At 70.2% G+C, this 15,565-nt stretch carries 15 protein-coding genes and 1 riboswitch; of the genes, 12 read left to right on the top strand and 3 right to left on the bottom strand.

Annotated features, from left to right (window positions below; translation table 11 throughout):
* The first annotated feature begins 14 nt into the window (after positions 1-14).
* Complete coding sequence (locus MYSTI_RS09850; RefSeq protein ID WP_015347595.1) at positions 15-1,082, top strand: alpha/beta fold hydrolase; 1,068 nt, start codon at positions 15-17, stop codon at positions 1,080-1,082.
* Positions 1,079-1,894 (top strand): MerR family transcriptional regulator, encoded by an 816-nt coding sequence (locus MYSTI_RS09845; protein WP_015347594.1) that lies wholly within the window; start codon positions 1,079-1,081, stop codon positions 1,892-1,894. Before MYSTI_RS09850 ends, MYSTI_RS09845 begins: the two co-directional genes overlap by 4 nt.
* An 11-nt stretch (positions 1,895-1,905) precedes the next feature.
* Here the strand turns inward: MYSTI_RS09845 and MYSTI_RS09840 are convergent, their stop codons facing one another.
* Positions 1,906-2,427, bottom strand: coding sequence for a hypothetical protein (locus MYSTI_RS09840; RefSeq protein ID WP_044279437.1), 522 nt, complete (start codon positions 2,425-2,427; stop codon positions 1,906-1,908).
* Between the two features lie 75 nt (positions 2,428-2,502).
* Complete coding sequence (locus MYSTI_RS09835; RefSeq protein ID WP_015347592.1) at positions 2,503-3,306, bottom strand: tetratricopeptide repeat protein; 804 nt, start codon at positions 3,304-3,306, stop codon at positions 2,503-2,505.
* Positions 3,307-3,409: 103 nt separating this feature from the next.
* On the opposite strand from MYSTI_RS09835, the gene MYSTI_RS09830 reads away from it, so the two are divergent.
* Positions 3,410-4,147 carry a class I SAM-dependent methyltransferase gene (locus MYSTI_RS09830; protein ID WP_015347591.1) on the top strand — a complete coding sequence of 246 codons (738 nt, stop codon included), beginning with the start codon at positions 3,410-3,412 and terminating at the stop codon, positions 4,145-4,147.
* 34 nt (positions 4,148-4,181) lie between these two features.
* Positions 4,182-5,747 (top strand): pectate lyase, encoded by a 1,566-nt coding sequence (locus tag MYSTI_RS09825; protein ID WP_015347590.1) that lies wholly within the window; start codon positions 4,182-4,184, stop codon positions 5,745-5,747.
* 12 nt (positions 5,748-5,759) lie between these two features.
* Here MYSTI_RS09825 and MYSTI_RS09820 read toward each other — a convergent pair whose 3' ends face one another.
* On the bottom strand, positions 5,760-6,665 hold the full coding sequence (locus MYSTI_RS09820; RefSeq protein ID WP_052350967.1) for a LysR family transcriptional regulator: 906 nt from the start codon (positions 6,663-6,665) through the stop codon (positions 5,760-5,762).
* Positions 6,666-6,888: 223 nt separating this feature from the next.
* Between MYSTI_RS09820 and MYSTI_RS45270 the strand changes: the two genes are divergently transcribed.
* The 8 genes from MYSTI_RS45270 (at position 6,889) to MYSTI_RS09780 (ending at position 15,563) form a co-directional block, all read left to right on the top strand.
* Positions 6,889-7,524, top strand: coding sequence for a 2-hydroxymuconate tautomerase family protein (locus tag MYSTI_RS45270; RefSeq protein ID WP_015347588.1), 636 nt, complete (start codon positions 6,889-6,891; stop codon positions 7,522-7,524).
* 20 nt (positions 7,525-7,544) lie between these two features.
* A riboswitch (cobalamin riboswitch) is annotated at positions 7,545-7,755 on the top strand.
* Between the two features lie 261 nt (positions 7,756-8,016).
* Positions 8,017-9,381, top strand: a complete 1,365-nt coding sequence (locus MYSTI_RS09810) for an aminotransferase family protein (RefSeq protein ID WP_086009835.1) — start codon at positions 8,017-8,019, stop codon at positions 9,379-9,381.
* Complete coding sequence (locus tag MYSTI_RS09805; RefSeq protein WP_015347586.1) at positions 9,378-10,940, top strand: aldehyde dehydrogenase family protein; 1,563 nt, start codon at positions 9,378-9,380, stop codon at positions 10,938-10,940. Before MYSTI_RS09810 ends, MYSTI_RS09805 begins: the two co-directional genes overlap by 4 nt.
* The gene (locus tag MYSTI_RS09800) at positions 10,937-12,313 is read left to right on the top strand and encodes an acetyl ornithine aminotransferase family protein (protein WP_015347585.1); all 1,377 of its coding nucleotides are present in this window, start codon (positions 10,937-10,939) and stop codon (positions 12,311-12,313) included. Before MYSTI_RS09805 ends, MYSTI_RS09800 begins: the two co-directional genes overlap by 4 nt.
* A gap of 18 nt (positions 12,314-12,331) precedes the next feature.
* Positions 12,332-13,240, top strand: a complete 909-nt coding sequence (locus MYSTI_RS09795) for a CoA transferase subunit A (RefSeq protein ID WP_015347584.1) — start codon at positions 12,332-12,334, stop codon at positions 13,238-13,240.
* Entirely contained in the window at positions 13,230-14,003 is a 774-nt protein-coding gene (locus MYSTI_RS09790; protein ID WP_015347583.1) for a CoA-transferase subunit beta, read from the top strand. Before MYSTI_RS09795 ends, MYSTI_RS09790 begins: the two co-directional genes overlap by 11 nt.
* Positions 14,004-14,025: 22 nt before the next feature.
* Positions 14,026-15,228, top strand: coding sequence for a thiolase family protein (locus tag MYSTI_RS09785; RefSeq protein ID WP_015347582.1), 1,203 nt, complete (start codon positions 14,026-14,028; stop codon positions 15,226-15,228).
* A complete protein-coding gene (locus MYSTI_RS09780) occupies positions 15,225-15,563 on the top strand; it encodes a hypothetical protein (protein WP_144370039.1) in 339 nt (112 codons plus the stop codon). The genes MYSTI_RS09785 and MYSTI_RS09780 overlap by 4 nt, the downstream gene beginning before the upstream one ends.
* Positions 15,564-15,565 lie beyond the last annotated feature (2 nt).

Genomic DNA, 15,565 nt, shown 5'->3' with positions numbered 1-15,565 from the left:
CGCGGAGGAGCATCATGGCGGTCGCACTCGGGGCACTCATCCTGTTGGTCGGCGCGGCGCTCGGCGCCTGGTGGTGGATGGGGCGAGCCCTCTTCCAGCCCGGCACCGTGGAGTCCGTCCTCGCCGCGCGCGGAGAGCGCTTGGAGGTCCCCGCGGGTCAGCCCACGGACGCGCCCTTCTGGCAGGTGACGCCCGACATCCGGCTCCGGCACAGGGCCGTGGGACAGGGGCGAAACGTCGTCGTCGTCCATGGAGGCCCGGGCCTGCCGCCCGTGGAGCCGTGGCGCGCGGCGCCCCTCATGAGCGACACCCTGCGCTGGCACTTCTATGACCAGCGAGGCTGTGGCGAGTCCTCGCGGCCCTTCACCTCGGCGCCGACAGGAGGCACGTGGCAGGCCATGCAGGACGTGGAGGCGCGGCTGGGGCTCGGCGCGCAGGTCGCGGACCTGGAGCGCATCCGGCGGCTGCTCGGAGAGGAGCGCCTGACGCTGGTGGGACACTCCTTCGGAGCGCTGGTCGCCGCGCTGTACGCCGCGGAGTGGCCGGAGCGAGTCGAGGCCCTCGTGCTGATTGCTCCCGCGCCGCTGGTGACGATGCCCGCGGGCGACGGCGACCTGTTCACCCAGGTGCGAGCGCGGCTGGATGCGCCCGGCCAGCAGGCGCTGACGGAGTGGATGAAGCGCACCTTCGACTTCCCCGCGCGGCTGAAGGACGACGAGGCGCGCCTCTCCGAGCACTTCGCCCGCTTCGGTCCGCTGTACGCGCAGGCCATGCAGCGCGACCACGGCCAGGCGCGAGTGCCGGGCTCCGGTGCCGCGGGCGGGTTCCTCTCCCTGGGCCTCTACCTGAGCCTGGGCCGCACCCACGACTGGCGCGAGTGGCTGGGCCGGGTGCGCGCGCCGACGCTCGTCATCCATGGCGCGAAGGACCTGCAGCCGCGCTCCGCCACGCAGCGCGTGGTAGAAGCCCTGCCCCACGCGCGACTGGTGGAGCTGGCGGGCAGCGGGCACTTCCCCTTCGAGGAACAACCCGAGGACTTCGCGGCCACGGTGCGCGCCTTCCTCACGGAGGTCGAGCGGTGAGCGGACTGCTGTATGCCATCGGGGAGACGTCGCGCATCACGGGCCTGAGCGTGAAGGCGCTGCGGCTCTATCAGGAGAAGGGACTGCTCGAGCCCTCGTGCGTGGACCCCTCCTCCGGCTACCGGTACTACACCGAGCGCGACATCACCGTGGCCCACACGCTGCGCGCCCTGAGAGACCTGCGGCTGTCCCTCGAGGAGATTCGCGGCGTGCTCGTGGAGCTGAACCAGGGCGCCTCGCTCGCGGAGCAATTGGCGCAGGTGAGGATGCGGCTCGCCGAGGAGGCCGCGAGCGCGCAACGCTCCGTGCTCGCGCTGGACACCTTGCTGCGTCACCAGGCCCAGGCGGAGGCCTATCTGCGCGCGCCTCCGCCCATCCTGGAGCGAGGGCTCCCGACAGCCCGCGTCGCCATGCATCGCGCGCGCGGGCGCTACTCGGATGCGTCGGTGGTCTTCCCCCGGCTGCTCGCCGCCTGTGGTCCCTTCATCGCCGGTGCGCCCTTCTGCCTCCTGCACGAAGCGGAGTACCGGGAGGACGACGCGGACATCTCCTGGTGTGTGCCCCTCGCGCCCGGGGCCACGCCGGAAGGGGTCCATGTGGAGCAGGTCCCCGAGGTCCAGGCGGCCACGCTCGTCCACTCGGGACCTCCCGATTCCGTGGGCCCGTCCTGGGCCCGACTCTTCGCGCACCTGCACGTGAAGGAGCGCGCTCCCGCGACGCCCCTGCGCGAGACGTACCTGCGCGTGGAGACGAAGCAGGGCCAGTCCTGGCTCACGGAGCTCGCGCTCCCGTGGGCCGGGAAGAAGGCCTGAGGCGAGCGGCCTCAGGGAAGCTGGAACACGAAGGCCTCGCGCGACTCCGCCACGGCGGCCTCGGCGACAGGCTTGAGTTGCTTCAGCAACGCCAGTGCGTCGTGTGAGTCCCAGCCCAGGTCCTGGCAGACGGAGGCACGCGCCAGCTTCTTCGCGGCGGACTCCAGCCGGGTGTCGCTCGCCTTGGCCAGCTTCCGCACGGCCTCCGCGGGCAACGGATGCAGCGACGCGTCCGGGGCCTCGCGCGGAGGGAACAGGAACGGCTGGGGCGCCTGGAGCAGCTCCGCGCCAAGCGCCCAGCACGCCGCCGTCAGGTGCTGGAAGACGACGTTCTTCAACACCGCATGAGGCATCGACTTCAAGCCCCGAGGCAGCAGTCCCTCCAGGTGCTTCTTGTAGTCACCGGCCCCCGCCACGACACCCGGCGCCGAGGCCTTGGCCACCCGGCCCTTGGGCTGCGCGGTTTTCTCGGGAGTCCAATCAGGAAGCGCTCGCGCCATCTCCTCCGGCGTCGCCGCGATGAACACCGACATTCCGTACATTCAATGACAGTAGCAACCGGAGTGACGACCCGGCAAGCCCGCGCCGTCGCGAGCCTCGGCGGAGAATCAGGTGTCGTCCGCGCCGAGCGCGCGCAGCAGTGCGTCCACTTCCCGCGCCTTGAAGTCCATCCCCCAGTGCTGGAAGGAGCGAAGGGCCCGCGTGTAGGCGGCCCGAGCCGCCGCGAGGTCCCCTTGCCGCTGTCGAGCCTCGCCCAGGCACCTCTGGACGAAGGCAGCCTCCCTCCGGGCGCCCTCCAGCGAAACGGCGTCCAGGGAGGCCATCGCCTTCTCCAACCACGCGACGGACTCCTCCGGTCGGCCTCTCTTCAGCACGACCTCCGCGAGCTTTCGCGCCAGGGAGCCCGGCGCCAGCCGGGACTGCGCATGCGAGAGGAGCTCCCAGGCCCGCAGGTAGTGCGCTTCGGCCCCGGCGAGGTCCGCGCGGTCCTGCGCGGCGATTCGCCCCATCGCGACGTGGCATGCATAGACAAAGGGCGCATGGGGCTCACCGCCCGCCCCTTCCAGCAAGGGAAGCGCCGCCTGATAGAAGCCCGCCTCCTCCTCCACGGATTCGGCATACGCGGCCTGTCCCGCCCAATAGAGCGCGATGCCCTCGGCGCCTCGGAGACCCAACGCGCGATAGCCTTCCGCGGCCTCCGTGGCATCTCTCACGGCGACCCTGCGGCCTTCGTCATCCCCGGTCCTCGCGCCGATGCCCGCCAACTCCACCAGACACTCACAGGTCCGCTGGACCTCTCCGCGCGCGCGATAGAGCGGGACCGCCTCGCGAAAGGCCTTGGCGGCCGCGTCAAGGTCCCACCGCTCCAGGGACTCACGGGCCTGGGCGGCGAGGACATCCGGGTCAGACATGACAATCCGCCTCTCGCGTTACAGTGCGGCCAGGGAACCCCAGGTCCGACTCGGATGCAAGGGAACCTCGACGCCAGCACCCTCCTGGGAAAGGTCGTGAGACATGTCGGCGCAATACGATTCAATCGGCGAGAAGGTCGCGGACTGGGATGTGCTGCCGGTGCGCTCCGAGTACATCGAGGGACACACCTTCTTCAAGGTCCTGGGCCCCATCGCCGGGCAGTCCGTCCTCGACGTGGCATGTGGTGATGGGCTCTACACACGGCAATTCAAGGCACGAGGTGCGAGCCGGGCGGTGGGCGTCGACGTCTCGGAAGAGATGATTCGCGTGGGTCGCAAGCTCGAGGATGAGCAGCGGTCGGGCATCGAGTACCACGTGTCGGACGTGGCCGAGATGGCGAACCTGGGCCAGTTCGACCTGGTGACGGCTGTCTATCTATTGCACTACGCCCACTCACCGGAGCACATGCTGCGCATGTGCCGGAACATCCACGCACACCTGAAGCCAGGCGGCAGCTTCGTCACCTACACCTTCAACCCCGGGTTCAGCGCGAAGGGCCCCAACAGCACCCGCTACGGCATCAGCATGCTGGACTTCCCCCAGGCGCCCCAGGATGGACACGCCATCACCGCGGAGCTGCACACGAAGACGCCCTTCACCATCCACTTCTCCTACTGGAGCCAGGCCACCCACGAGCAGGTGCTCCGCGAGGCGGGCTTCCACTCCCTCACGTGGACCCGCCCCGAGTGCTCCTCCGAGGGACTCCTCAAGTACGGCCAGGCGTTCTGGCAGGACTACCTCGACAATCCTCACGGCATCGCCTTGCGCTGCCAACGGTGAGCCCCTGGGTCGAAACATGATAAATCAGTAAGTCATGAAAATTCGACCTGTCTGGATTCTCCTCCCCGCCGTCGCTGCCTCCGCCTGCCTTTCACCCGAGCTGGAGCCAGCGGGTGCCGGCGCACCTGCGCCCGTCGCGCTGGACACGGAGGCCCAGGCGGCGGTGACACCGCTTCGCACGAAAGCGCTCGGGCGGATGAGGAACGCGGCGAAGTACTTCAACGACTTCGTCTCGCGAAACGGCGGCTATGCGTGGCACCACAACGCGAGCAACCTGAACGAGCGCTGGGGGGACATCCAGCTCGACGCGGACCAGATCATGATTCAGTCCCCGGGCACGCCCGACGTGCTGCGGGCCTTCGTCGAGGCGGCCCTCGCGGACCCGGCGACCCCTGACCTCAAGACCTACGCGACACGCACCGCGATGGCGCTGCGCCACGGCCAGCTCCAGTCGGGTGGCTGGCGCCTCTACGCCGACTTCAAGCCCACGCCGACGCTGAAGGCTTGCTACCTGAACACCACGGCGACCTGTCAGTGCGGTGGCTGCGCGCACTCGACCTATGACGACCAGGTCACCCAGAACGCGCTCATCGCGCTGATGCGAGCGGACCAGCTGCTCGGGTTCGCGAATCCCGACATCTCCAGCGCGTCCGCGTATGCCCGCGCGCGGATGGAGACCTCGCAGTACCCCACCCATGGAGGCTTCCCGCAGGTCTTCTCGGGCCCCGTGGCCGCGCGGCCCGCGCTGTCCGCCAGCTATCCCCCGTCCATCGGAACCACCTGCGGCCTCGCCCAGTGTCACGCGAACGTCTACACCGTGGAGTACTGGGACGACCCCACCCTGAATGACAACCTCGCGTCCGCCTTCGTGGAGATGCTGACCTCGGCGGCGGAGGTGTACCCCGCGCAAGCGGCGACGTATCAGGCCATGCGCGCCCGGTTCGGGGACTTCCTCCGTCGGGCCCAGATGCCTCAGCCCCAGCCCGCCTGGGCGCAGCAGTACGACCTCCAGATGCAGCCTCGGTGGGCACGCAACTGGGAGACTCCCGCCATCGCGGGACAGGAGAGCCAGGATGTCATGTGGGCCCTGCTCCGCCTCTACCAGCTGGACCCGGGTGTCCCCGCGAACCGGGACGCGGTGGGCACCGCGCTCACGTATCTCGAGACAGTCGACTTCGCGAACGACACCCTCCTCCACCGCTACATCGAGCTCGATGACACGGCGCCCTCGAACGTGGGGTTCTACACGGTGAGGCCCGGCGGCTATCCGGTCCGCTTCTCCTCCGCGCCGCCCACCTACCAGAACTACGCCTGGGAGGTCCCCTCGCAGCTCGCCGCCCTCCGCGCCGAGTACACCCGACTGGCGAGCGACACCTCCGCGATGAAGCGCACGTGCCATCAGCTTCGAGCCGACACGGCGCAGGCGGTCGACACCGCGGTCAACAACGAGAAGTGGCTCACCCCCTACACGCCGGCCGGCCCCCGAAGCGGCGCCACGCCGGGCGACTATCTCGACACGAGCACGTTCGTCAGGAACCTGCGCACGCTGGCGGAGTTCGTCACGCGGACGACCACGGACTGCACCGCCTGGAACTACTGAGGCGTCTCGCGCTCAGCGAGCAGCGGGGGGCTGCCCCAATCGCTGGGGCAGGTGCGCCGCCAGGTACTCCAGGTAGCCACGCACCGGACGCGGCGGCCTTCGGCCATACGGGTGCAGGGCGATGAGGAACGGCGGCGCCTCCACCTCCACGTCGGGGAGGACCTGCACGAGCGCCCCTCGCTCCAGCTCCTCCCGCACGACGAAGAGGGGCAGGTACCCGATGCCCAGGCCGCGCAGCACCGCCGCCTTGAGCGCGCCGCCGTGGTTGAGCCGCAGGTTGCCGCGCACGAGCACCGTGCGCCCCTGCCCCTCCACGTTCAGCGCCCAGCGCCCGCTCGAGTCATTGAACGAGTGCCGCATGCAGTTGTGGCGCGACAGGTCCTCCGGCGTCGCGGGCGTGCCCGCGCGCTTCAGGTAGTCCGGCGAGGCGCACAGCACCCGTGAGTCCCTCGCGAGCTTCTTCACGACCAGGCTCACGTGGGTGGCGGGCCCCGAGCGGATGACCAGGTCGAAGCCATCCTTCACCGGGTCCACGAACCGGTCATCCACCACCAGCTCGACGCGCATGGACGGCTCCGCCAGCAGGAAGTCCGCGGTGAGTGGCGCCAGGTGCAGCTCCGTCAGCGTGACAGGGGCCGACACACGCACGGCCCCTTGGGTGGCGGTGCCCAGCTCTCGCGCGGAGGCGAACGCGTCCTCGACTTCTCGCAGCGCGGAGGGCGCACGCTCGGCCAGCGCCTGTCCCGCCTCCGTGAGGCGCATGCTCCGGGAGCTGCGCACCAGCAAGGGCACCCCCAGGCTCTTCTCCAGCTGCGCCAGCCGCTTGCTGACCGCGGAGGTCGCCACCCCGCGCTTCCGCGCAGCGGCGGAGAGGGAGCCCGCGAGGACCACCTCCATGAAGACACGCAAGGACTCCACATCGTGAGCAGGAGCGTCCTGTCCTCGCCGCCGTCGTTCACCCACAGGACACGTTCCTTTCCCCAACGGAGGACTGCCGCGGGGCGGGGCCCCCTTGCATATCCCTGGCGCAGCCACTGGAGGTCTTCATGGCAACGCAGGAGCCCGCCGCGCGGGTGGCGGTCATCTATCACAGCGCATGCAGTCCTACCCGGGCATGGCGCCCTCTGTTCGGGAGCACCCCATGCCTTACGTGAAGGTGGAGGTGACGAAGGACGGAGTGACGCGGGAGCAGAAGGCCGCGCTGGTGCAAGGCGTGACAGCGCTCCTTCAACAGGTGCTGAACAAGGACCCGTCGCTGACGTTCGTCACCATCGACGAAGTCGACACCGACAACTGGGGCGTCGGCGGCGAGCTGGTCTCCGACCTCCGACGGAAGAAGGCCGCCGCGCCCGCTCCCTCTCCCGCGCCCATCATCGGCCCCAGCGTGCTCGCGGACACCACCGGCGAGCTGCCCGCGTTGCTCGACTGCATCGCGACCTATCTGGACGGACTGTACTTCGCCGACGTCGAGCGGCTGGCCCGCGTGTTCCATCCCCGCGCGCGCTACTTCAGCACCGCGGAGGGCTCGCTCAAGGAGCTGGACATGCCCACCTACTTCGACGTGGTGCGCGGCCGGGTGCCCGCGTCGGCGAGTCAGCAACCGCGCTACGACAGGCTGCTCTCCGTGGACCTCGCGGGCCCGCACACCGCGCTGGTGAAGCTGGAGTGTGCACTGTCCCCACGTCACTTCACCGACTACCTGAGCCTCGTGAAGGAGCAGGGACAGTGGCGAATCATCTCCAAGGTCTTCGAGGTGCGACAGCTCCCGCCAACTTGACACCTCGAAGAGGCCGCCTGTACAAACCGCGCCATGCTGGTGCTTGGACCTCACCGTCCAGGCTTAATAGGGAACCCGGTTTGATTCCGGGACTGCCCCGCAGCGGTAAGTGAGAACGAACCTCGTCATCCGCACTGGTTCCTCGGAACTGGGAAGCGACGAGAAGTAGGAAGCCGGCGTCAAGCCGAAGCGCTCACGAGTCCGAAGACCTGCCCGCATCCGCCCGTGGGAGAAATCCACGGACGGTTTCGACCTGGAGCCGCGTGGGACGGCCGGAAGGTTCGAGCGGGCCTGGACTTCATCGCGAGTCCTCGCGCGCCTCGACTTTTCCGACCCTTCACCCCGCACGTCTTCAGTCGCCCGTGGGGGCGAAGGTCGGTCCGTGGGCTCTCCCCGAGCCTGGTGTGCCTTCGCGCGCATCGTGACGCCCTTCTTCCACGCGGGAGCCCTGTCGGGCGACCTCGGTCGCCCGCGCTGCGTGGAGGAAGACGGATGCGGGACGACGGAAGACAGACGGTTCGCTATCCCCAGGGGAACGTGCTCCTGCGCAACCTGGCGCGCGACTTCCCCGTCATCACCCACGGGCAGGGCATCCACCTCTTCGACGCGCGCGGCAAGCGCTACCTGGACGCCTCCGCGGGCGCGCTGGTGGCCAGCGTCGGCCACGGCAACCGCGAGGTGGTGGACCGCATCCACGAGCAGCTGCTCCGCGTCGCGTACGTCAATGGCACCCACTTCACCACCGAGGTGACGGAGGCACTCGCCTCGCGCCTGTGCGCGCTGGCGCCCCCGGGGCTCGACCGCGCCGCGTTCCTCGGCTCGGGCTCCGAGGCCGTCGAAGCCGCGGTGAAGTTCGCCCGACAGCTCTGGGTGGAGCGAGGACAGCCCCAGCGCACCAAGGTCATCGCGCGGGTGCCCGGCTACCACGGCAACACGCTCTACGCGCTCTCCCTCTCCGGGCGGCCTCACTACAAGACGTTCTTCGGTCCGCTGCTGTCGGAGGTCATCACCACGCCCGCGCCGTACCCGTACCGCTCCGGTCTGGAGGACTACGCACGCGACGGCGCGGAGCACTACGCGCGGCTGCTGGAGGAGACCCTCCGGCGCGAAGGCCCGGACACCATCGCCGCCTTCATCGCCGAGCCCGTCATCGGCTCGTCCGCGGGCGCCTCTCCTCCACCTCCGGGCTACTTCGAGCGCGTGAGCGCGCTGTGCCGGGAGTACGGCATCCTCACCATCGCCGACGAGGTGATGTGCGGCTGCGGACGCACCGGGCGCTTCTTCGCCAGCGAGCTGTTCGACTTCCAGCCCGACCTGCTCGTGCTCGGCAAGGGCATCAGCGGAGGCTACGCGCCCTTGAGCGCGCTGCTCGTGAAGCAGGCGCACGTGGAGGAGATGCGCCAGGGCTCCGGTGGCTTCATGCACGCGCAGACCTATCTCCAGGCCCCCGCGATGACGGCGGCGGGGCTGGCCGTGCTCGACTACTTCGAGCGCTACGACCTGGTCTCCCACGCCGCGAGCGTGGGCGCGCACTTCCAACGCAAGCTGCGCGAGGTGCTCTCGCCGCTGCCCTTCGTGGGCTCGGTGCAGGGCGTGGGGCTGCTCGCGGGCGTGGAGCTCGTGGAGGACACGCCCAGCCGCCGCCCCTTCCCACGCGCGCGCAAGGTCGTGGAGCGCCTGCTGGCGAAGCTGCTCGAGCGCGGCCTGGTGCTCTGGTCCAACACCGGCCACGCGGATGGCGTTCACGGCGACCTGCTGATGCTGGGCCCGCCTCTCATCATCACCGAGGCGGAGGTCGACGAGTTGGTCGACACCCTCTCGCGCGGCATCCGCCAGTTCTTCCAGGAGGAGTCATGAGCTTTCGCATCACCTATTCGGTGTTGGAGGCGGACCTGTCCCAGCTGCACGCCCGGTTCGACGAGGCGCTCGGCGCCGTCCGAGGCCAGCTGGGTGCACAGCTCCCGTCATGGATTGCCGGCGCGGCGTACCGCAGCGGAGACCTGCTGGAGAGCCGCAACCCGGCCAACCCCGACGAGCTGCTCGCGTCCTTCCACCGCACGCCCGTCTCGGAGCTCGACCGCGTGGTGCACGTGGCGCGCGAAGCCCAGCGCGCCTGGGGCGCCACCCCCTGGGCGGAGCGGGTGCGCATCCTCCTCAGGGCCGCGGACCTGATTTCGGAGCGGAGGCTGGAGCTCTCCGCGCGGATGACGCTGGAGGTGGGCAAGAGCCGGCTGGAGTCCCTGGGCGACGTGGAGGAGTCCGCGGACCTGCTGCGCTACTACGCCCGGCAGCTCGAGGAGGCCGACGGCTTCCGCCGCCCCATGGCGCGGCTGTCTCCGCACGAGGACACGCTCAGCGTGCTGCGCCCCTATGGCGTGTTCGCCGTCATCTCGCCCTTCAACTTCCCGCTGGCGCTCGCCGCGGGGATGAGCGCGGGCGCGCTGCTCGGGGGCAACGCCGTCATCCTCAAGCCCAGCGAGGAGACACCGTGGTGCGCGGAGGGGCTCTACCACGCGCTCGCGGATGCGGGCCTGCCTCCCGGCGTCTTCCAGGTGGTGCATGGCGAGGGCGAGTCGCTGGGCGCCGCGCTGGTGCGCCACCCGGGCATCGACGGCGTCTCGTTCACCGGCAGCAAGGCGGTGGGCATGGCCCTGCACCGGACGATGTCCACCGGCCGGGTGCGACCGTGCTTCCTCGAGCTGGGTGGAAAGAACCCGGCCATCGTCTGCCGCGACGCGGACCTGGACGCCGCCATCGAGGGCTGCTTCCGCTCCGCCTTCGGACTGTCCGGCCAGAAGTGCAGCGCGCTGTCTCGCATCTACGTCCACGAGTCGCTGCTGAACGCCTTCACCGACGGCCTGGCGCGCAAGGCGCTGGAGGCCCGGGTGGGGGACCCATCGCTCGCGTCGGTGTTCACCGGCCCGGTCATCAACGCCGCGGCCGTCCAGCGCTTCGAGCGCGCGATGGACGAAGTGCGCCAGGACGGCGCCATCATCGCGGGCGGCGAGCGCCTGTTCCTGGAGGGAGCCCTCGCCCGAGGGCACTTCGTCGCGCCCACCGTGGTGGCGCTGTCGCATGGGCACCGGCTGATGCGCGAGGAGTTGTTCCTCCCCTTCGTCGGCGTGACGAGCTTCCGCACGCTGGATGAAGCGCTGCGGCTGGCCAACGACTGCGACTACGGCCTGACGGCCGGCATCTTCAGCCGCAGCGCCGCCGACGTGGAGCGCTTCATGGCGGAAGCCGAAGCCGGCGTCCTCTACGCCAACCGCCGCACGGGCGCGACGACGGGCGCCTGGCCCGGCGTGCAGTCGTTCTGCGGTTGGAAGTCCAGCGGCGCGTCCGGCAAGGGCGGCTGCGGCCCCTACTACGTCTCCCAATTCATGCGCGAGCAGGCGCAGACACGGATGGCCTCATGAACAAGCTCTACCCCGAAGTGAAGGTCGCGCCCCCCGGGCCCAACGCCCAGGCCATCATCGCGATGGACCAGCGCCACAGCTCCCCCTCGTACATCAAGGAGTATCCCCTGGTCGTCGAGCGGGGCGAGGGCGCGTGGGTGCACGACGTCGACGGCAACCGCTACCTCGACTTCATGGCGGGCATCGGCGTGGCGTCCACCGGCCACTCCCACCCCGCGGTGGTGAAGGCCATCCACGACGCCGCCGACCGCTTCCTCCACATCTGTGGCACCGACTTCTATTACGACTCGTTCTCCCAGCTGTGCGCGCGGCTGGCCAGCTACCTGCCGGAGATGGGCCCCAAGCGGGTCTTCCTCACCAACTCCGGCACGGAGGCGGTGGAGGGCGCGCTCAAGCTGGCGCGGCACCACACCCGGCGCCAGTACGTGGTGGCCTTCAAGGGCGGCTTCCACGGCCGCACCATCGGCGCCATCTCGCTCAACTCCTCCAAGGTGGCCCAGCGCGCCTTCTTCGGCCCGCTGCTGCCCGGCGTCATCCACATCCCCTACGCGAACCCGTACCGGTGCGCCAACGGGTGTGAGCCGTACACCTGCGGCGACGCGTGCAACCCGGCGCTGGCGCTGGAGCGCGAGTGGTTCGTCAACCACGTGGACCCTCGCGAGGTGGCGGCCATCTTCGTGGAGCCCATCCTGGGCGAGGGCGGCTACGTCGTCCCGCCCGCGGGCTTCCTCCAGCACCTGCGCCGCATCTGCGACGCGCACGGCATCCTGCTGGTGTTCGACGAGGTGCAGTCCGGCATCGGGCGCACCGGGCGCATGTTCGCGGCCGAGCACTTCAAGGTGATGCCGGACATCCTGCTGTCCGCCAAGGGCATCGCCTCCGGCATGCCGCTGGGCGCCATCATCGCCCGGGAGTCGGTGATGACGTGGCCTCGCGGCTCGCACGGCAGCACCTATGGCGGCAACCCCGTGTGCTGCGCGGCGGCGCTCGCCACGCTGGACGTGGTGGAGGGGCTGCTCGACTCCGTGCTCGCCACGGGCGAGGTGCTCCAGCGCGGCCTGCGGGAGCTGCAGTCGCGCTACCCCGTCATCGGCGACGTGCGCGGCGTGGGCCTGATGGTGGGCGCGGAGTTCGTGGACCCCCGGACGCGCGAGCCCGCGGGTGCCTACGTGGCCGCGCTGGAGCAGCTCGCCTTCCGCAAGGGGCTGCTCCTCCTGTCGTGCGGCAAGTCGACCATCCGCTTCGCGCCCCCGCTGGTGGTGGGCCGGCACGAGGTGGACGTCCTGCTGGGCATCCTCGAGCAGTGCCTGCGAGAGCTCCCGCTCCCGTCCACCGCGTCTCCCCAAGCCGCTGTCGCCGGCGTGAAGCTCTGACACCCCACGAGGCGCCCCATGAACAAGCTCTGTTCGATGCGAGAGGCCATCTCCGCGAGCGTGAAGCACGGCAGCTCGCTCGTGATTGATGGCTTCACCCACCTCATCTGCTTCGCGGCCGGACACGAAATCATCCGCCAGGGCATCAAGGGCCTGACGGCCATCCGCCTCACCCCGGACCTCGTCTATGACCAGCTCATCGAGGCGGGCGCGGTGCGCAAGCTCGTCTTCAGCTGGGCGGGCAACCCCGGCGTGGGCAGCCTCCACGCGCTGCGGCGGCGCAGCGAGGCGTCCTCCTCCGAGCGGCTGGAGCTGGAGGAGTACTCCCACTTCGGCCTGCTGTCGCGGCTGCTCGCCGCGAGCGCGGGGCTGCCGTTCTGGCCGCTGAGCAACTACCAGGGCGGAGACATCGCCCGGGTGAATCCCTCCATCAAGACGGTGCGCTGTCCGTACACGGGGCGGGAGCTGGCCACCGTGCCCGCGCTCCATCCGGACGTGGCCATCATCCACTGCCAGCGCGCGGACGCCGAAGGCAACGCGCAGGTGTGGGGGCTGCTCGGCTCGCAGAAGGAGGTGGCCTTCGCCGCGCGCAAGGTGGTGGTCGTCGCCGAGGAGATCGTCCCGACCGAGCTCATCCGCGAGGACCCCAACCGCACGCTGGTGCCCGGCATCATCGTCAGCCACGTGGTGCACGAGCCCTGGGGCTGCCACCCCAGCTTCGTGCAGGGCTTCCACGACCGGGACAACGACTTCTACGTGAAGTGGGAGGACATCTCCCGCCAGCCGGAGACCTACCGCGCCTGGCTGGAGGAGTTCGTCTACGGCGTGAAGGACCGGCAGGGCTACCTGTCGCGGCTGGAGACCGGGCTGCTCGACAAGCTCCGCGCGAAGGCGCGCGTCTGCGCGGGGGTGGACTATGGCTACTGAGACGCTGACGGGCCCTACCGCCTCCGAGCGCATGGCCCACCGCGCCGCGCAGGAGCTGCGGGATGGAGATGTCACCTTCGTGGGCATCGGCCTGCCCAACCTCGCGTGCAACCTGGCGCGAGCAACGCACGCACCGCGCCTGTTCATGATCTACGAGTCCGGCGCCGTGGGAGCCATCCCGGAGCGGCTGCCCGTGTCCATCGGCGACCCGTCGCTGGTGACGGACTCGCTGGCCGTGGTGGGGCAGGCGGACATCTTCCAGTGCATGCTCCAGCGAGGGCTCATCGAGGTGGGCTTCCTGGGCGGCGCCCAGGTGGACCGGTGGGGGAACATCAACACCACCGTCATCGGCGACTACGCGAACCCCAGGATTCGCCTGCCGGGCAGCGGCGGCGCGTGCGAAATCGCGGTCCACGCGCGGCGGCTGCTCATCGTCATGCGCATGAGCAAGCGCACCTTCGTGGAGACGTGTGACTTCGTCACCAGCCCAGGGCACCGGGTGAACGGCAGGTCTCGCCAGGAGCTGGGCATGCCGGGCGGCGGGCCCACGCGCATCATCACCGACCTGGGGGTGCTCGACTTCGACACCACGGGCGAAGCCGTGCTCGCGGAGGTGTACCCCGGCGTCACGCCCGAGCAGGTCCAGCAGGCCTGCGGCTGGTCCCTGCGCATCGCCCCGACGCTGCGCGCCGCCCCCGAGCCCGATGCCTCCGTGCTGCGACTGCTGCGCGAGAAGCTCGACCCCAAGCGCCTCTACCTCTAGCCGACACACTCACGGAGACTCCATGGCCGAGGCCTTCATCGTCGACGCGGTCCGCACTCCCATCGGCAGGTTCCGAGGCGCCCTCAAGAGCGTCCGGCCCGATGACCTGGCCGCGCAGGTCCTGCGCGCCGTCCTCCAGCGCAACAACGTGGAGGGCGCCCTCGTGGACGAGGTGTTCCTCGGCTGCGCCAATCAGGCGGGCGAGGACAACCGCAACGTGGCGCGCATGGCGCTGCTGCTCGGGGGACTTCCCCCCACCGTGCCCGGTGTCACCGTCAACCGGCTGTGCGCCAGCGGCCTGGAGGCCGTCATCCAGGGCTGCCGCATGATTCAGCTGGGCGACGCGGACATCGTGCTCGCGGGCGGCGTCGAGTCCATGACGCGCGCCCCCTGGTCCATGCCCAAGCCCGAGGAGGGCTTCCCCTCCGGCAAGTGCGAGGCGTGGGACACGGCGCTGGGCTGGCGCTATCCCAATCCCCGCCTCGCCCAACTGTTCCCGCTGGAGCAGATGGGGGAGACGGCGGAGAACGTCGCGCGCAAGTGGGGCATCCCCCGCGAAGCGCAGGATGGCTTCGCGCTCGCCTCCCATCGCAAGGCGGTGGCGGCCCAGGCGACGGGCGCCTTCCTGGATGAGCTGGTCGCGGTGGAAGTCACGCCGCCGAAGGGAGCCCTCGTGCGCGTGGAGGTCGACGAAGGCCCCCGCGCGGACACGTCCCTGGAGAAGCTGTCCGCGCTGAAGCCCGCGTTCCAATCCGGCGGGAGCGTGACGGCGGGAAACTCCTCCACCCTCAACGACGGCGCCTCCGCGGTGCTGCTGATGAGCGAGAAGGCGCTGCGCGACACGGGAGCCCGAGCCCTGGCCCGCTACGTGAGCAGCGCGAGCGTGGGCGTGGACCCGCGCTACATGGGCGTGGGTCCCGTGCCCGCCACCCGCAAGGCCCTGGCGCGCGCGGGCTGGAGCCTGGACTCCGTGGACCTGGTGGAGCTCAACGAGGCCTTCGCCGCACAGGCGCTGGCCTGTCTGCGAGACCTGGAGCTGCCTCCGGAGCGCGTCAACGTGAATGGCGGAGGCATTGCCCTGGGCCACCCGCTGGGCTCCAGCGGCGCGCGCATCCTCACCACGCTGGTGCATGCCCTGAAGCGACAGGGCGCGCGGCGGGGACTCGCGACCTTGTGTGTGGGCGTGGGCCAGGGGCTCGCGATGACCGTGGAGCGCGACTCATGAAGGAGCTGCCCATGACGAAGGCCCTGCACATCTTCCTGGGCCCGGACGACCCGGAGGCCCAGCCTCGCGCGTGGAGCTACCGCGTCACGAGCGCCGAAGGTGTGTCCGAGACGGGCCCCCTGTCCTCGCTCGATGCGCTGGCGGAGGTCCTCCAGCGCCACGGCGCCCTGCTCGCCGACCTGCCCTGGACGGAGCTCCCCACCTTCGGCGGCGCGGCCCCCTCTCCGACGGACGGCGTCTGGAGCTGGGACGAGCGGCGCCTGCTCGTCGGCGTGCGGCCCGACCTGCTCGAGCTCATCGCGCGGGACGGGCCTCGAGAGATGGCCTCCCCTTGAAT

The organism is Myxococcus stipitatus DSM 14675 (assembly GCF_000331735.1).
Classification (GTDB): domain Bacteria; phylum Myxococcota; class Myxococcia; order Myxococcales; family Myxococcaceae; genus Myxococcus; species Myxococcus stipitatus.
Note: the sequence above shows the minus strand (reverse complement) of the source record. Positions and strands in the feature narration are given on the sequence as shown.

Bases quoted from the DNA above. Each gene is read 5' to 3' on its own strand.
- MYSTI_RS09800 (WP_015347585.1), top strand. From the start codon at position 10,937: ATGAACAAGCTCTACCCCGAAGTGAAGGTCGCGCCCCCCGGGCCCAAC.
- MYSTI_RS09835 (WP_015347592.1), bottom strand. From the start codon at position 3,306: ATGTCTGACCCGGATGTCCTCGCCGCCCAGGCCCGTGAGTCCCTGGAG.
- MYSTI_RS09790 (WP_015347583.1), top strand. From the start codon at position 13,230: ATGGCTACTGAGACGCTGACGGGCCCTACCGCCTCCGAGCGCATGGCC.
- MYSTI_RS09850 (WP_015347595.1), top strand. From the start codon at position 15: ATGGCGGTCGCACTCGGGGCACTCATCCTGTTGGTCGGCGCGGCGCTC.
- MYSTI_RS09795 (WP_015347584.1), top strand. From the start codon at position 12,332: ATGAACAAGCTCTGTTCGATGCGAGAGGCCATCTCCGCGAGCGTGAAG.
- MYSTI_RS09825 (WP_015347590.1), top strand. From the start codon at position 4,182: ATGAAAATTCGACCTGTCTGGATTCTCCTCCCCGCCGTCGCTGCCTCC.
- MYSTI_RS45270 (WP_015347588.1), top strand. From the start codon at position 6,889: ATGCCTTACGTGAAGGTGGAGGTGACGAAGGACGGAGTGACGCGGGAG.
- MYSTI_RS09830 (WP_015347591.1), top strand. From the start codon at position 3,410: ATGTCGGCGCAATACGATTCAATCGGCGAGAAGGTCGCGGACTGGGAT.
- MYSTI_RS09805 (WP_015347586.1), top strand. From the start codon at position 9,378: ATGAGCTTTCGCATCACCTATTCGGTGTTGGAGGCGGACCTGTCCCAG.
- MYSTI_RS09810 (WP_086009835.1), top strand. From the start codon at position 8,017: ATGCGGGACGACGGAAGACAGACGGTTCGCTATCCCCAGGGGAACGTG.
- MYSTI_RS09785 (WP_015347582.1), top strand. From the start codon at position 14,026: ATGGCCGAGGCCTTCATCGTCGACGCGGTCCGCACTCCCATCGGCAGG.
- MYSTI_RS09840 (WP_044279437.1), bottom strand. From the start codon at position 2,427: ATGTCGGTGTTCATCGCGGCGACGCCGGAGGAGATGGCGCGAGCGCTT.
- MYSTI_RS09780 (WP_144370039.1), top strand. From the start codon at position 15,225: ATGAAGGAGCTGCCCATGACGAAGGCCCTGCACATCTTCCTGGGCCCG.